The organism is Aquimarina sp. 433, assembly GCF_054054605.1.
The window spans coordinates 570,649-587,032 of record NZ_JBSWZK010000002.1; the positions used below are offsets into that span (position 1 = coordinate 570,649).

Annotated in this window: 13 protein-coding genes; 5 read left to right on the plus strand and 8 right to left on the minus strand. The window is 33.2% G+C overall.

The window, feature by feature from the left end:
- Window positions 1-155 precede the first annotated feature (155 nt).
- Window positions 156-1,103: a DUF3078 domain-containing protein gene (locus ACWNT5_RS06570; protein ID WP_299609762.1), complete on the plus strand. Its 948-nt coding sequence runs from the start codon at window positions 156-158 to the stop codon at window positions 1,101-1,103.
- A gap of 61 nt (window positions 1,104-1,164) precedes the next feature.
- On the opposite strand, the gene ACWNT5_RS06575 is transcribed toward ACWNT5_RS06570, so the two are convergent.
- Complete coding sequence (locus ACWNT5_RS06575; protein ID WP_456516932.1) at window positions 1,165-1,596, minus strand: GNAT family N-acetyltransferase; 432 nt, start codon at window positions 1,594-1,596, stop codon at window positions 1,165-1,167.
- Window positions 1,597-1,753: 157 nt separating this feature from the next.
- Between ACWNT5_RS06575 and ACWNT5_RS06580 the strand changes: the two genes are divergently transcribed.
- Window positions 1,754-2,779 (plus strand): DUF3078 domain-containing protein, encoded by a 1,026-nt coding sequence (locus ACWNT5_RS06580; protein WP_299609758.1) that lies wholly within the window; start codon window positions 1,754-1,756, stop codon window positions 2,777-2,779.
- Here the strand turns inward: ACWNT5_RS06580 and ACWNT5_RS06585 are convergent.
- The 3 genes from ACWNT5_RS06585 to hflX form a co-directional block, all read right to left on the minus strand.
- Entirely contained in the window at window positions 2,776-4,128 is a 1,353-nt protein-coding gene (locus ACWNT5_RS06585) for a TlpA family protein disulfide reductase (protein WP_299609755.1), read from the minus strand. The genes ACWNT5_RS06580 and ACWNT5_RS06585 overlap by 4 nt on opposite strands.
- Window positions 4,129-4,209: 81 nt before the next feature.
- Window positions 4,210-4,440, minus strand: coding sequence for a hypothetical protein (locus tag ACWNT5_RS06590; protein WP_299609752.1), 231 nt, complete (start codon window positions 4,438-4,440; stop codon window positions 4,210-4,212).
- Between the two features lie 360 nt (window positions 4,441-4,800).
- On the minus strand, window positions 4,801-6,009 hold the full coding sequence (gene hflX, locus ACWNT5_RS06595) for a GTPase HflX (protein ID WP_299609749.1): 1,209 nt from the start codon (window positions 6,007-6,009) through the stop codon (window positions 4,801-4,803).
- 120 nt (window positions 6,010-6,129) lie between these two features.
- Between hflX and ACWNT5_RS06600 the strand changes: the two genes are divergently transcribed.
- Together ACWNT5_RS06600 and ACWNT5_RS06605 are read left to right on the plus strand one after the other, a co-directional pair.
- On the plus strand, window positions 6,130-7,104 hold the full coding sequence (locus ACWNT5_RS06600) for an endonuclease/exonuclease/phosphatase family protein (RefSeq protein WP_299609746.1): 975 nt from the start codon (window positions 6,130-6,132) through the stop codon (window positions 7,102-7,104).
- Between the two features lie 415 nt (window positions 7,105-7,519).
- Entirely contained in the window at window positions 7,520-8,248 is a 729-nt protein-coding gene (locus tag ACWNT5_RS06605) for a hypothetical protein (protein WP_299609743.1), read from the plus strand.
- An 86-nt stretch (window positions 8,249-8,334) separates the two neighbouring features.
- On the opposite strand, the gene ACWNT5_RS06610 is transcribed toward ACWNT5_RS06605, so the two are convergent.
- Window positions 8,335-9,744 carry a DUF5689 domain-containing protein gene (locus tag ACWNT5_RS06610; RefSeq protein WP_299609740.1) on the minus strand — a complete coding sequence of 470 codons (1,410 nt, stop codon included), beginning with the start codon at window positions 9,742-9,744 and terminating at the stop codon, window positions 8,335-8,337.
- 29 nt (window positions 9,745-9,773) lie between these two features.
- Window positions 9,774-12,725, minus strand: a complete 2,952-nt coding sequence (locus ACWNT5_RS06615) for a TonB-dependent receptor (RefSeq protein WP_299609737.1) — start codon at window positions 12,723-12,725, stop codon at window positions 9,774-9,776.
- Between the two features lie 126 nt (window positions 12,726-12,851).
- Here ACWNT5_RS06615 and ACWNT5_RS06620 point away from each other — a divergent pair, with 126 nt between their 5' ends.
- Complete coding sequence (locus tag ACWNT5_RS06620) at window positions 12,852-13,907, plus strand: endonuclease/exonuclease/phosphatase family protein (RefSeq protein ID WP_299609734.1); 1,056 nt, start codon at window positions 12,852-12,854, stop codon at window positions 13,905-13,907.
- A 71-nt stretch (window positions 13,908-13,978) separates the two neighbouring features.
- Here ACWNT5_RS06620 and ACWNT5_RS06625 read toward each other — a convergent pair whose 3' ends face one another.
- Window positions 13,979-14,266: a hypothetical protein gene (locus ACWNT5_RS06625; RefSeq protein WP_299609732.1), complete on the minus strand. Its 288-nt coding sequence runs from the start codon at window positions 14,264-14,266 to the stop codon at window positions 13,979-13,981.
- 96 nt (window positions 14,267-14,362) lie between these two features.
- Window positions 14,363-16,213: a cation:proton antiporter gene (locus ACWNT5_RS06630; protein WP_299609730.1), complete on the minus strand. Its 1,851-nt coding sequence runs from the start codon at window positions 16,211-16,213 to the stop codon at window positions 14,363-14,365.
- Window positions 16,214-16,384: the final 171 nt, after the last annotated feature.

The window sequence follows — 16,384 nt, forward strand, 5'->3', positions numbered from 1 at the left end:
CCCTTGAATACTATTCTTTTATATCGAAGCGTATTACTTCAATTATATTTGCCAACGCAAAATTTTGCATAAACCTTGAACTTGTTTTACCAAAGTTTATTACTAAATTTAGAATATCCTTTGTGATAAACAAACTACTTAAAACTATATAGATTATGAAAAAAATCGTATTCACATTTATTTTTCTAGTAGCAGGAATCCAAATAGGGCTTGCACAAACAGAAGAAGAATTGAAAACAAAATTAGCTGCAAAAAAAGATTCTATTGCTGCAATACAAGGAAGAGCTAACGCGATCCAAGCACAAATAGATGCTTTACCAGGATGGAAAATCGGTGCTTTTGGTACCATTGGAGGAAGTCTTTCTGGTTTTAATAACTGGTTTGCACAAGGAATTCCTAATAATGATGCAGGTACTATTGGAGTAACCGTAAATGCATACGCTAACTTATTAGAAGAAAAGTATTTTTGGAGAAATAGCGCTAACGTAAATTTAGCATGGGTAAAATTAGATGATAGAGATGATCCAACAGATGATGATAGCTTTAGAGAGTCTACAGATGTGTTTACTGTTTCTTCTTTATTTGGTTACAAACTGACAAATACATTAGCGGTTTCAACTTTAGGAGAATATAGAACTACGCTTCTTAACAACTTTAACGATCCTGGATATTTAGATTTAGGTGTGGGTATTACTTGGACTCCTATTAACAATCTAGTTGTAGTTGTGCATCCATTGAACTACAATTTTGTATTTAGCAAAGGTGATGCTCAGTACGAGTCTTCTTTAGGTGCTAAAATTGTTGCAGATTACACACGTAAGTTTGGTGCTATTAACTTTAAAACCAACTTATCTGCTTTTGTAAGTTATGAGGATGCTGATTATTCTAACTGGACATGGACAAATTCTTTCTCTTATACTTTATGGAAAGCTATAGGAGTTGGATTTGATTTTGGTCTTAGAAGTAACAAGCAAGAAGCATTCAACTATGCATTGGCGCAAGACGCTTTACTTGTTCCTCCTCCAACAGAAGTACGTACTTTAGAGAACACTGATAATGAATTACAATCTTTCTGGAACTTAGGATTAAGTTACTCATTCTAAGTAAAAAAATAGTATAATAAAAAAGGGTCAACTTAAAGAAGTTGACCCTTTTTTATTTCTGTCATTTCAGGAGTTTCATATAAAACTCGTATGAATCTTCATCATATATCGAAAAACCATTTCGCTCATATAGAAACTTTGCTGGATTTTCTTTTAGTACTTTAAGTCTTATTTCTTTATTGGTTGCTATAGCTTGTTCTATGACATCGTTAAGCACGTAATTTCCAATTCCTTTTCCCTGAAATTTAGGGGTTATCTGAAGTTGAAGAATTTCGATAACACTATCTGTTTCGATATATTTTAGTACACCTATTTTTTCTTTATGCTGTAGAATTATAAATGCATGATCAAAATGAATTCTTACTCTAGCCAAATGTTGTTCTTCTGATAAAAACAACCCTACTTTTTCCAAATGTTCAATCATAGTTTGCCTTCTTAATTCCAACAAAAAAGTAATATCATCATTTGTTGCCTTATGCAGTTTGATGTTCATTTTATTTCTAGTTTATTTTTCAAATACATGCATACTAATCTAAAAAAATAATAGTTTACATAATACAATCACTGCTACATTAGGTATTAGGTTACGTCTATATATTTGAATAAGCTATACGCATAAATTATATTTGTGCCCATATCCGTTGTTACCCATGCGCAAGATTGTTGTATTTATTTTTCTATACTTTTTACTGATTAAAGCTTTTGGTCAAGAAAAAAAAGAGGTAAAACAACTAGATTCTATACAAGTTCGATTGGAAAGGTCATTGGATAGTTTACTCCAAAATACTCCCAAAGAACTAAATGTTATTGTCCTTAAAAAACTCTTGAACAAACTAAACCCTAAGCCTGTTAAAAAGCCTCATATAGGATGGAAATCCTTCGGAAAGTTTTCTTTCTTTTTTAATCAATCTGCATTTAATTATGATTGGCAAGGTGGAGGAACTTCTAACGTAGCTGGAAACCTAGCGCTTAATTATGAGATTAACTACAAAAAGAACAGTTTAACTTGGGATAATAAAATTTTAGCAGATTATGGTCTTACTTTTCTAAAAGGCGAAAATTTTGCTCGCAAAACGAATGATCGTCTAGAATTGAACTCTCGTTTAGGACAGAGGATTGCAGAATCCTATTGGAACTACTCCTTATTTGTAAATTTTAGATCTCAATTTGCCAAGGGATATAGTTTTTCCAAAGACCCAGATACCGACGAAACGATTCGTACCGAGGAAACTCATTTTTTCTCTCCTGCTTTTTTACAAATAGGTCCAGGATTGCTTTGGAAAAAAAGCGATAACCTAAATATTAATATAGCACCTGTAACCTCTCGTATGATTTTCGTAGACGATCAGTTTACCACTACTCCAGATTATGTAGATGGTGATTATTTTGGTGTAGACGCTGGCAAAAGCTCACGATTTGAGTTTGGAGGATCCTTAGCGGCTTATGCTAAGTTTCCCATTATCAAAAACATTACAATGGAGCAGATCCTAAATTTGTACTCTAATTATATCGAGGATCCTTATAATATCGATATTGATTACACGCTAAACATCAACTTAATCGTAAATAAATACATCTCCGGTAGTTTTGCATTCCAAGCCATCTACGATGATAATGCTACTAGCGGATTCCAAATCAGAGAAGTTCTTGGACTAGGATTAAATTATGAGTTTTAATTAGTCGCTTCCTTTTTTTTCTGAAACTCTTCGTTTGCTTTATAGGCTACAACCAGCTCTTCAATTCTATCCAACCCTTTTTTACCAACTCCTCTATATATAATTTTTAAATTCTTATCGATAAGCATGAAAGTTGGATATCGATCAATACGTAATTTACCTACTAATTTGGTATGTAATAAACTATCTTTACGAACACGTTCAATAAACATATGTGTCCAGTCTAATTCTTTGTTTTTTATGTATTTAACTCCTGGTTCTTTTTCATAGTCAAAATCCACACCTAACATAGCAACATTAGGATAATTTTCATGAAATTTCTTTAGATCCGGTGTAAGTTGCAAACAAGGAACACACCATGTCCCCCAAAAATCTATCAATAAATAATCATTAAAACCAATAAGATCTTTAATTCTGCTCTTACGACCATCCATATCTTCTATAAGATAATTACGCATTACATCTTCTCTTCGATACCCATGCGGTAATGAGGTAATTTGTAACTTTTGCAAGTATAAGTTTTTCAAATCAGCACCTACACTATCAATTTTTATAAAATGAGAACCTAACTGCACAGTATCGCCCACCACAAATTCTTCATATTCGTCATCTTTATTTCTACGCGAATAAAAAGGTTTGTCTTGTTCTCTAAAAACTATCTGATAATCATTCCAATGATCGGCAATTGCTGTTTTATAATGAATACTATCTAACTTAAAATTTCCAAGCCAATGTTCACGTCTACTAGAGACTAATAATAGATCTAGATACATTAATTCCTTAGCGCTTGGTTTCTCTCGATAAAAGAAATTTTTATATGGTAAGACCTTTGTTCTAAGGTCATCATTTAAAATTTTACCATTAATGTATCTTTTGTATGGAAAGATAATAGTTGGAAAGGAATCTTGAAGTTTTTCATTATTCCTTAAAGTTTCTCTAATTTCTTTGTCGATAATATGTTGTTTATCATCACTAAAATCAAGATTTCGATTCTGGTCTATGATAATAATTTGTTTATCATCTTTAATAGCAGATAAAGCGTACCATTCTATATTAAGCTCTTTAAATGTTAAAGAATCTATTTCATTATCATTCAAAAGTTTTTTCAATCTTTTTTCACTTGTTCTCCTAATACTTTGAATAGATAAGCTATCCAGATCTAGAATACCCTTTAGATTAAATGGAACAGAATCAACCATGGTAAATGCTGAAGTCATAATCGGAAAAGGACCTTGATCAGATTGTTTAACTAATTCAACATTCTGTTTTCCTGAGATTATATCTTTTTCTTGCTTACAAGAAAGCATTATTGTCAATAAAAAGATAGTGTAAACAAAACTTCGTTTCATAAATAAATTTTTAAAAAGTTACAAGACCTTCTATATCGTTAATTAATATAAAGGTCTTGCGTAACAAGAAAATTTTAGATCTTATTCCTTTGGATGATCGGCGCAAGAAACACTTTGCGCACCTCCATCACAGGAACAGCCTACATTGTCTTGTCCAGTACAATCGTTTCCTGAGCAAGTATAAATGTTTCCATCTCCACATCTAATAGCTACTGCAGCTGGAATAGAAAAACCACCAGTAGTTTCTTTTAATTCATTTCGTGTTAATTCTACACTACCAGCCTCTAATAGCTTAAAAAAATTTGCATTCATTTTTAAAAAATTTAAAGTTAAACAATAATTTACTTATTCGATAAACACATCTATTTAATCTTATTTAAAAAATAAATGTGTTATTATATGACTTGTCCTTTAGGCTTAAACACTGCTTTAAATCAATAAAGTAGCCTGATAAAAAAACCTAAAATTTCCCGTCACATATTAGTAAGTGTCTTCAAAAGAATATATGTTACCTCTAGATGAGGAATTTTTGTAGAAATATTTTGAAAATGGGAATTTTTAGATCGAATCTTTTTAAAAAATGAGCGCAAATTTCTCCCTATAAAGCTCCAAGACATTACTGCCTTTGAAACTTTATAACTTTAAAAAATAAATAAAAATTTCTAGTAAGTTTTACTCCTCCACAAACTCTGGATATAAGAAGTTGTTATAAGGAAAACGGGTTACATGAATATCTCTTACCTCTTTATAAACTCTTTTTCTAAAAGAGTCCATATTTTCTTTATTAATGGCAGATATAAATAAGGCATTATCACCTATCCTACTCATCCAGGTTTGTTTCCACTCATCTAGTGTATAGTGAACTTCCGTTTTTTCGGTAGTAAGATCATCTTCGTCTATAGTCTTATGCTCGTAAGCATCTATTTTATTAAACACCATAATCGTAGGCTTATCCATACTTTCGATCTCACCTAAGATCTTATTTACAGAAGCGATATGATCTTCAAACTGACCATGAGATATATCTACTACGTGCAGCAATAAATCTGCTTCTCTTACCTCATCTAAGGTACTTTTAAAACTTTCTACCAATTGCGTTGGAAGTTTTCTGATAAACCCTACGGTATCACTTAATAAAAAAGGAAGGTTGCCAATAACCACCTTTCTTACTGTGGTGTCTAAGGTTGCAAATAGCTTATTTTCGGCAAATACATTACTTTTTGCAATTACATTCATTAAGGTAGATTTACCCACGTTCGTATATCCTACCAAGGCTACTCTCACCAATTTTCCACGATTACCTCGTTGTGTAGCCATTTGTTTATCGATGGTAAGTAGTTTTTTCTTTAATAAAGAAATACGATCTCTTACAATACGTCTATCGGTTTCGATCTCTGTTTCTCCTGGTCCGCGCATTCCAATACCTCCTCGCTGACGTTCTAAGTGAGTCCATAAACCTGTTAATCGCGGTAACAAATATTGATACTGCGCTAATTCTACCTGTGTACGGGCATAACTTGTCTGAGCGCGTTGTGCAAAAATATCCAGAATCAAGTTCGTTCGGTCAATGATCTTAGCTTTTAATATACGTTCTATATTACGTTGCTGAGCAGGCGTTAATTCATCATCAAAAACAACAGTTCCAATATCATGTTGTTCTACATATGCCAACACCTCTTCCATTTTACCAGAACCGATAAATGTTTTAGAATTGGGCACCTCCATTTTTTGAGTAAATCGCTTCACCACTTCTCCACCAGCAGTATAGGTAAGGAACTCCAGCTCATCTAAAAATTCTGTTAGCTTTTCCTCATCCTGATTCTTCGTAACAATACCTATTAGTATTGCCTTTTCGTATTTTATTTTTTCCTTTTCTAACATCTGCGCCTAATTTTTCAGCGATCTACTTCTTACGTACTGTTTCAACAATTAATCTACAAAGGTACAATATTGTATGCATTTGAATTTGTACTTTAGGCCTCTACAATAAATTTTTATTTCATGTCTTCTAAACCTTATTTCAAAAAAAAAGATACAAACCTACATACCATTGCTTTTTATAATCTAGAAAACTTATTTGATACCAAAGATGATCCTAACACTTTGGATGATGATTTCTTACCGGATTCTGAAAAAAGATGGAATAAAAAAAGGTATGAGAAGAAGCTGTTTAAACTTGGAACCGCTATTTCTAATATTGGATTTGCTAAGTCTGGTAAGGCTCCTGTGATTTTGGGAGTAGCTGAAGTAGAAAATAAAGCTGTTTTAGAAGATCTTGTAAAAACAAAGCACCTGATTCATAAAAACTACGGTGTAATCCATCACGAATCTCCTGACGAACGTGGAATAGATGTTGGTTTATTATATCAAAAAGAAAAATTTACGGTTACATATTCAGAAAGTGTTCCTTTACTAGTAATGAATGATCATGGAGAAAGAGATTTTACTCGCGATATTTTGTGGGTAACGGGAGAACTACAGAACGAAGAAATTCATATTTTGGTAAATCACTGGCCATCTAGAAGAGATGGAGCTGAATTAACAGCTTATAAACGTATTGCCGCTGCAGAAAAAAACCGTGAAATCATTCATCGGATTACCGAAAAAGATCCAAATGCAAAGATTATTATCATGGGTGATTTTAATGATGACCCTAGTAGTGAAAGTGTGAAACAACATCTTATTGGTCATGATTTCTATAATCCAATGGAAAGATTACACACTAGATTTCGTGGAACATTAAACTATAAAAACCAATGGAATCTATTTGATCAAATCATTTTTAGCAATAACTTCCATAAGTTCGAAAAAGGAACACATAGTTTCGCCGAAGCTAATATCTTTGATGATAGCTTCCTTAAAATCTATAAAGGACGATATAAAGGCAAGCCCTTTAGAACATATGCTGGAGGAAAATATAAAGGAGGTTATAGCGATCATTTTCCTGTTTACATTTATTTAAAACATCATATGTAAATCCCATACAAAAACACCCAACAAACACCTTTTTTCTATAAAGTTATTTCACTTTAAAACGCCGGGACATAAACCCCTTTTTGTTCTGGTAACAAACCCTTTGTTTATTCTTAAATAATTGATATTCAATATTTTGTTTTGCGGAAATTTCCGCAAAACAAAATATCTCCTTTGCTGATTATACCTACCCCTATACTTTTGAATCCGAATTCAAAAAGAAAATTATGAGTTCGCATTTTACTTAAAATGAAAAGAATAGTATTAAGATCATCCATCTCATAGGATAAGAAGCTCAAATGGCGCCAAAAGAAGTTTCAATAACAATAATCTTCTTTTCAATTAAACAGTAAAAAATAAGGATACTAAGTATCAAAAAGCTAAACAAGTCAATTAATTATTCTTAAAAACCAAACAAATGAAAAAGTTATTTTATGCATTACCAATCTTTGGATTATTATTCTTTGCTTCCTGTGATAAGGACGAATCCAATGAAATCATAGATGAATCAGCAATAACATCTGATTTTTCTTTAAAAGACATCTATGACTTTCAAAAAGATGTCACGATTAGCTCAGAAGAAGGTAGTACTGGAGTGGTAAGAATTTATGCAAATAACCAATCAGCATTAACCAATTATTCTACTGAAAACCTTAGTTTAATGGAAATTCATTCTAATGAAACTTTAAAAGAGAGCCTAGTACGTCATAACATCATGGATCTTACAGAAACTACTATTGATTCTGAAGAGGGAGATGCTAAAGATGCCTCTTTTGAAGAAACTGGTAATGATATCGCCTTTGAATTAGTACAGCTTACAAAAGCGAATCCAAATTCAAAATATGCGATCAACTTTAATCACCCTCAAACAAATGCTTCCAAAGCTAGCTGGCAATACTATACGCACTATAGCTCTGTAAATCAAGCTCAAATAGCGGAGATTGCAAGACATAACTTCTGGAGAAGGGTATATTATGGATTAAAGTATAAAGCATATAGCAACAGTAGTTGGGCTACTATTCAAAATGAGTGGAAACTAATTTCTAACAATCAAAGTTTCTCTCACACTAAGAATCCTTGTTACCAGTTTAGATTCCGTGTAAAAACTAAAAATAATAGTGCTTACACTGTAACTTTTGATTATTAACGGAACATGTATTAAACCATTAAAAAACTCCCTTAAGAAGCTTCTTAAGGGAGTTTTATTATTCGTTGTCGTAAACAAAGAAACTCTTAGTTTCCTGAAATCTCAATGTTATCGATGTGATATCTTGTTGTTGGTCCAGGATCGGCTCCTGCATAACGGAACGCAATACGAACGTTACCATCAATACAAGATATATTAATAGGTCCGACACCTTCAAAATCTCCAAAACCTCCACTTGGTCCAGTAGGTATAGATGCATCTAATTGCGTCCACTCTGTAGTGGTTACATCCCCTGTAAAATTATCCGTAATAAATGCTGTAAGAATATTACCGTTATCAAAATTTGCTTGGATATCGAATGACAGCTCTTCTGCAGAAGATGCTGTAAGATCAATTTGTGGTGTTACTAACCAAACTTCGAATGGACTTTCTCCAGAGTTAAATCCAGAGATTTGCGCGTATTGGTTACCGCTAAAACTACCAACCACATAATCTAAACTTCCACCAGTCGTATTTACATTTAACCATCCTGCACCTTCTAAATCACTAATGCTTAATCCTGTAAAGTCTTCTTCGAAAACTACATTGGCACCACCACTAGTTCCATCACACTCTAATACATTAGGATCACAACGGTTTTCATTATCGAATGCTAATCCTGTAACATCATTAAGCACTAAATTAAAGGTGTCACCAAAGAAGTTTTTGGTTAAAACTCCTGCGAAACTTCCTTGTTGTGTTGGTAATGTTAATGATTTAAAATCAGCAAAAGTACTTGTGCTTAATACAGCGGTAGCACCCGTATCACAACTTTCTAAGTTTCTTTCTCCATCAAACTCATCGCTAGGTTCTCCAGCAAAGGTTAAAGGGTCATTTCCTAGTACATCATTTCGATTAAACTGTACATTGTTAATCTGTACGTATAAATTAGTTAAATCATCAGAAAACTCCTCGAACGTGATTTCTAAAGGTGTAATTTCTGCAACCTCGGAAGATCTAAGAATTCTCTCTTCCTGTGAAAACGAAGGAATCTGATCTACCTCATCACCAGAAAGCACCCCAAGTGTTGCTACTCCATTTTCTGTTCCAATTGATAACCCTTCTAAATCGATAAATACTTTACGTCCAAATTCATAACTTGTAAATAACGGATTTACATCAATCAAAACTCTTAATCCAGCAGTAGGAGAGGATGGTGAGTTCTGAATTACAAATTCTTCAAAAAAGTTCCCTGCTTTATCACTAGACACAACATAACCTTCTAAATACTGGTTGGCTACTTCAAAAGTAACTTTAGCATCAGGACCATCATCATTTTGAGCTTGCGCTAAATCACCTAAAATACCACCAATTTGAACAAACGTACTGTTCTCTGGAAAATCAGGCTCCTCTATCACCAACGCAGGTGTTCTAAAATCATCGTCTTGTACACAAGCAGTAATAGTAACTGCTAAAACTAAAACGCTTATTAGTTTCTTTAAATTAATTGAATTCATTTTATAATATTTTTTTGTTGTGTTCATCATTAAAATCTTACATATACATTTAGGTAGTATGAAGTACCAAACCCATAGAAATATCTTGGTCCAAAAACAGGTGTGTCGCGCTGAGCTTCTTCTAATGCTAATCTATAATTTGCGTTTCTAGCCTGTTCAAAACCACCAGTTCTATATTCTTTGTCAAATATGTTATTAATAGTAGCAAAGAACCCTATATAATAATCTTTTACTCTCCAAGACTTACCTCCTACCGCATTTACAAGAATATAGTCATCAAATTGTTCTTGTCTTAATAATTCTCTTGCAATGTTTTCATCATAATCGTTAAACGGTAATCCGTCTACATCTTGATTAAAGTTCGATGATCTTGCAAACGGACTTACATCTATATAGGCATTTGAAAAATAGTTTGCTGTTGCTCCAAACCACCAGAATTTAGGGTCTCGATACTCAAAACCAAACTGCGCTGCATTTTGTGGTCCTCCAGCGATACGATAATCTTCTAGAGAAGATTTTCCAAAGTAACGCACTCTGTCCAAATCTCCTGTAGTTTCTCCCAAGAAATCACTACTGGTACTTGCCACAAACAAATCAGGATCGTTAGCATATGTAAACTGTCCTATCGCAGCAGCTCCTTTTAATTTAATCGTAGGAGTAATTTGATATTCAATACCTAATTCAGCACCTATATGTTGCTTATCTACACCTGTAAGAATCTCCTGAACAAAACCAACATCAGATCCAGAGATAGCTTGCGTAAAGAAGAAAGATAATTCTGTCGCATCTTGTATCTTCGTATAATACCCTGTTAATCTTGCCTTTAACTTTGGTGTTCTTAAGATATAACTTGCATCAAAAGATTGAACTTTTTCACTTTCCTGACTTCCAGAAATTGTAGGTTCAGCCTCTATCAACTGAGCAATAGTTCTATTGTTTTGTCTAGAATTTGCAAAAGAGTTACGAATCGTTGGAGCTTTTGTAAAATATGTTCCATTAATATCAATAAGGTTACGACCATTGATTTTATAAGTAAAACCTCCTTTTGCACCATAATTCGTAAACTCTAACTTATCACTCTTACCAAAAGATCCTAAACGTCCTTCACCAGGAAAATATCCATTTTCAAATAATCCGTTTCTTTGGTAAGTCGTTTGAGAAACATTACCTCCCAAAAAGAAGTCTACTCTATTAAATTTAAACTGTGCTTGTGCAAAACCACTAACTACATCAGCATCTATTTCGTAATTATAGTCATATCGATCACCTACTCCAACAACTCTGTTACGATTTCGTAAATCACTTTGCGCTCGATCAGCTAATTGTTCTGGATTAAGTCTATTTTCTGGAGCTACATCATTATCTTGTTGAGCTCCAAACAAATCGACATCTAAAAAACCTCTTCCGCCTAATAAATCAGTTACTTCTGCAAAGTTCTCACTTTTTAAGGTTCTATAGTTTACAGCAGCATTTAATGTAATATTATCTGTCAATTGGCTATTTAATATCGAATTAAAAGTCCATTGCGTATCATCTATTCTATCTTCATATAATATGTAGGTAGAATTAACACCTCTTTGGGCATTTAATTGATTCGCTTGTATTAGCTGATTCCAGTTCAACTGCCCGTTTCTTACAAATTCTTGTTGAGCTAAGAATGCATTTTGAAAATCTAATGGTGTAGGGTTTGGATCATCTAAAAAAGAACTTGGTAAATAACTAGGATGAATTGGATTAGTATCTCTACTGGCTCCACCACCAGAGTAAGTATCTACTCCGTTAAAAGTAACTAATTCTGTACCTCCGTTATCAATTCGACTATTTCCTATCTTACCTGTTTGATACCCTATATTGGTATTTAACGTTGTTTTATCGCTGATATTCCAAAAGTGATTTAACATGAAAACGGGTTCTTCTATTTCTCGAACTCTTGAGTTTTTCTTTTCACCATCAAAATATCCCCAGTTTGGATTATACTGTCTTCCTTTTAGCCTAAAAACTTCTTCGGTAATTGCAGTCGATCTACCTCTTCTGTTTGGTGTATAAAAACTAGTTACATTAATGCTGTGTTGGTCATTAATTTTTTTCTCTACGGCTGCAAAGATAGAATTAGCATCATATAAGGTTCCTTCGATATATCCTTCATTACCCATTCTTCTTGCCAAAGAAATGGTATATGCCCAACCATTACTCATTAATCCGGAACTATAGCTACCCATTACTCTACCGGTATAACTTCTATTAGAAGCTGCATAAGATAATCGACCTCCTTGTCTGTATTGAGAAGCTCTCATAATAATATTAGTCGATCCTGCCAGATCACCGAAAGTATAATCATTGGCAGAAATTCCCATGGAGAATTCCTGATTACGCTGAACGTCATTTAGTCCACCCCAGTTGCTCCACTGTGGTCGTCCATCGTTCAATTTATTCATTTCAATTCCATTGATCAATACCTTGGCATTTTCGTTACCAAGACCTCTTGGGCGGAAAAATGTAGCGCTAAAATCAAACGCTGCCGCACTAAGGAATACATCTCTTGATGCTTGTAATAATCCCGATACATTAGCAGATGCATCGTCATCACCATCATCTAATTCGTTATCCGTAAGGCTTATCGTACCTATTTGGATTTGTTCCTGATTTACATCATAATTTAGATCTATCGTTTTTAGATCTAACACACTTCCTTCATTAATAATTATAGGAAAACGCTTAGTGATATATCCATCTTTGGATATAACTGCTATTTGTTCTCCTAATGGTAGTTGTACGCCTCCAAAATCAAACTCCCCTAGATTATTAGTCGTTGCAGAAAGCAAAGTTCCTTCAATTGTAATAAGTACTTGAGTTAGATTTTCATTGGTAGATGCGTCAACAATTTTACCCTTTAATCCTGTTTGCTGAGCATTAGTCATAGCAACAGAACTTAAAAAAATCATTAAAAAGAAAAGATTCTTTTTGAGTTGTGACACTTTCATTCAATAATTGTTTTAGTTAAAAAATTAACATTTCTGCCGCGCAAAAGTACATGTTTTAAATAGAAAAGCTAATTTTGGCTCAAATTTTGGAATGTATTTTACAATAAGTTAATAATCAATTACATAATGAACGCAAAATATTTATTCATTTTTGCTTTTGTGCTTAGTCCTTTGTTTACTGTTCTTTCTCAAGAAAAGAAAACATATAAAGTTAATACAATTGCATTTTATAATGTGGAAAATCTTTTTGATACTCTGGATGATCCTATTACATATGATGATGATCGTACTCCGAATGGAAAAGATCATTGGACAGAAGAAATTTACAAGGACAAGCTAAAAAATATGGCCAAGGTCATTTCTGAAATAGGTGCTGACGTAACAAAAAACGCTCCCGCCATCTTAGGAGTTGCAGAAATTGAAAATAGAAAAGTTTTGGAAGACCTTGCAAATGAACCTGTTCTTCTACCAAAAGACTATGGAATTGTGCAGTTTGATTCACCTGATCGAAGAGGTATTGATGTGGCACTATTATATCAGAAATCTCTATTTAGACCAGTGAATACTAGTGTGCATGAATTGCTTATTTATAGTAATAATGATGCCAAAAAGCGAGTGTATACCAGAGATCAATTACTGGTAAGCGGATATTTAGACGGTGATTTAATACATGTCATTGTGAATCACTGGCCTTCTAGAAGTGGTGGAGAAGCACGAAGTCGATATAAAAGAGAGGAGGCTGCAGCTTTAAACAAAAAGATTATTGACTCCTTATTTGATATTGATCCCTACGCCAAAATAATTACAATGGGCGACCTGAATGATGATCCAGATAATGATAGTGTGAAAAAAGTATTAGGTGCAAAATCTGAGAAAAAGGACGTAAAACTAAAAGGCTTATATAATCCGATGTATAATATGTCTAAAAAAGGAATTGGATCACTTGCCTGGAGAGATAGTTGGAACCTTTTTGATCAAATTATTGTTTCTAAGGGACTGTTAGATAAAGACTACAGCTCTTACAGATATTATAAAGCAGGAGTTTTTAATAAAAACTATCTTGCCAATCCAAGAGGAAGATATAAAGGTTATCCTTACCGAAGTTTTGCAAATGGAGCTTATACAGGAGGATATAGTGATCACTTCCCGGTCTATGTATATCTTATAAAAGAAAATAATTAATGGATAAGAAAAGTAGAGGTATAAAAAAAGGAGGCAATTGCCTCCTTTTTCATTAATATCATATATAGATTTTAGTTTCCTTGACCTGCTGTTGAACAATCTTCAGGTAAAGCATCTCTTTGTGCTGCATAAGCATCAGCAGTACCACAATCACTAGATCTAAAAGAATCAATTGCGTCTTTTAACGCACTACAAGTTGCTGGAGTTTCTTCTGCCTGCCAATCAGCAAATGCTGAATCTACGTCAGCTCTAAGTTCCTCTACTACAGCATCACAAACGAAATCAACAACATCGTCCTCACCACAAGAAGTGAATCCTAAAGCCATACCGAAAACGGCAACAAACATAAGTTTTTTCATAATTTGGGTTTTAAAATTTAAATGTGAGCGAATATAGAGTAATATTTTATAATTAACAAAATATTTTGTTAATTATGAGTATTTTATCGAATTTTCCTACTTTTTGTCGATTAAACCAACTTCTTCTACATCTATTGGTTTTCCAATATAAACTAAGAAGCTACCCTCATCGATTTGTTCCATTTTTTCGCTATAGGCTGAAATAATTCTTATAGAATTATTTGGTCCTTTAATAAAGAGAGGAATAATATCTTCATCTTCTTTGGTCAATTCAATTAATGAATCGTATTGCGCTCCATCATTAATTTTAATCTCCTGAATACTTGGATACTTTTCTGCTAGATTCATTAAAGTGTTGTAATCATCTGTATGTGAAAATAATCCCTCATCCGGATTATTATCGGGATCATTCATTTCTTCAGAACTTACTAGTCTAAATGATCCATTTTCGCCAAACTGATCTTTAAATTGTTGAATGGCAAACTTATTGATATCACTGTTACCAGTAAGCGCCATTAAAAATCCAATATCATTTAATTCTATATTGTTTTTTAATTGGTCATTATAAATACTTCCTTCTAGCGCTTCTAAACCAAGGCTCTTAGCTTTCTTTATATTCTCTCTGTTACTATCTACTAATACAACATGGCGTTGATTCTTTTTTAAATATGAAGCAATCAAACGAGAAACCTTAGATGCTCCTATAATGAGTATACCTTCTGATTTCGTTAAAAACACACCTACCACTTTGGCAAATAATCTTGCAGTAGTAGCATTTAAAAGAACGGTTCCTAAAACGATCATAAAAACCAAAGGAGTAATATACTCCGCTTCCGGAATACCATTTTTAGCTAATTTCAAGCCAAATAACGATGCAATACCAGCAGCAACTATCCCTCGAGGACCTACCCAACTAATAAATAATTTCTCGTTTGTTTTTAATCCCGAGTTCATCGAACTCAGAAAAACACCCAAAGGTCTTACAATAAAAACAACAGCGGCGAAAAGTAAAATAGCATCCCAGTTATATATTAATTGTAATTCTTCAATATTGATATTTGCAGAAAGAAGAATAAATAAGATCGAAATCAATAATACACTTAATGATTCTTTGAAATATAACAATTCATCAAAATTAGGAAGATTCATATTTCCTAAAACCATCCCCATTACTACCACAGATAATAAACCAGACTCATGAGCAAATACATCCGATAATACAAACACCCCAAGAACCACAGCAAGAGTAAAAACATTTAATAGATAATGTGGAATTATTTTTCTTTTGATTCCAAAAGCTAAAGCATACGCAAATGTGAAACCGAATGTGAAACCAAACAAAACAATCTTACCAAATTCTATAAACGCCTTTTTGGTAAAAGCTTCTCCCTCACCTACACTAATAAATTCAAAAACTAATACCGCAACTAAAGCACCTATCGGATCAATTAAAATACCTTCCCATTTTAGAACTGCAGAAATATCTTTTTTGAGAGGTATATTTCTTAGAATAGGAGTAATTACTGTTGGACCCGTAACAATAATTAGAGATGAGAATAAAAAGGAAATTGGCCAACTAAGATCAAAAATGTAGTGCGCCGCAAATCCTGCTCCAAAAAATGTTACCACCACAGCAACAGTAATAAGCTTCAGGATTACTGGGCCTACATTAAGAATTTCATCTCTTCTAAGCGTTAATCCTCCTTCAAAAAGAATAATACTAATTGCTAAGGATACAAAATAAAATAAACTCTCTCCAGGAAAAAGCCCTTCGGTTCCATTATAAATAGGCTGTATCAGTTTTGTGCCGTCTTCAGTATATAATGTAGCAATAGGACCTACTAAGAGGCCAATAAGGATAAGAGGTAATATTGCAGGAATTTTAAATTTCCAAGCAACCCATTGTGCCAAAATTCCTAAAATAATAATACCGGCTAATTCAACCATGTTGCATTTATAAGTGTTACGATTAGCAAAATATGAGATTTTTTTTAGAAATTCATAGCGCAAATCAAATTTATGATCGCTTAAAAGGTTTCCTAACATTTTTTACAAATAACAACTTTAGTGATCTGATGGATTACTTTCGCAAAAAACGTATATAAATAAGGACCTATT

What these genes read in the sequence shown, in the direction of transcription:
- ACWNT5_RS06630 (WP_299609730.1), bottom strand. Translation starts at nt 16,213, where the DNA reads ATGGTTGAATTAGCCGGTATTATTATTTTAGGAATTTTGGCACAATGG.
- ACWNT5_RS06620 (WP_299609734.1), top strand. Translation starts at nt 12,852, where the DNA reads ATGAACGCAAAATATTTATTCATTTTTGCTTTTGTGCTTAGTCCTTTG.
- ACWNT5_RS06585 (WP_299609755.1), bottom strand. Translation starts at nt 4,128, where the DNA reads ATGAAACGAAGTTTTGTTTACACTATCTTTTTATTGACAATAATGCTT.
- ACWNT5_RS06580 (WP_299609758.1), top strand. Translation starts at nt 1,754, where the DNA reads ATGCGCAAGATTGTTGTATTTATTTTTCTATACTTTTTACTGATTAAA.
- ACWNT5_RS06575 (WP_456516932.1), bottom strand. Translation starts at nt 1,596, where the DNA reads ATGAACATCAAACTGCATAAGGCAACAAATGATGATATTACTTTTTTG.
- ACWNT5_RS06615 (WP_299609737.1), bottom strand. Translation starts at nt 12,725, where the DNA reads ATGAAAGTGTCACAACTCAAAAAGAATCTTTTCTTTTTAATGATTTTT.
- ACWNT5_RS06590 (WP_299609752.1), bottom strand. Translation starts at nt 4,440, where the DNA reads ATGAATGCAAATTTTTTTAAGCTATTAGAGGCTGGTAGTGTAGAATTA.
- hflX (WP_299609749.1), bottom strand. Translation starts at nt 6,009, where the DNA reads ATGTTAGAAAAGGAAAAAATAAAATACGAAAAGGCAATACTAATAGGT.
- ACWNT5_RS06600 (WP_299609746.1), top strand. Translation starts at nt 6,130, where the DNA reads ATGTCTTCTAAACCTTATTTCAAAAAAAAAGATACAAACCTACATACC.
- ACWNT5_RS06625 (WP_299609732.1), bottom strand. Translation starts at nt 14,266, where the DNA reads ATGAAAAAACTTATGTTTGTTGCCGTTTTCGGTATGGCTTTAGGATTC.
- ACWNT5_RS06570 (WP_299609762.1), top strand. Translation starts at nt 156, where the DNA reads ATGAAAAAAATCGTATTCACATTTATTTTTCTAGTAGCAGGAATCCAA.
- ACWNT5_RS06605 (WP_299609743.1), top strand. Translation starts at nt 7,520, where the DNA reads ATGAAAAAGTTATTTTATGCATTACCAATCTTTGGATTATTATTCTTT.
- ACWNT5_RS06610 (WP_299609740.1), bottom strand. Translation starts at nt 9,744, where the DNA reads ATGAATTCAATTAATTTAAAGAAACTAATAAGCGTTTTAGTTTTAGCA.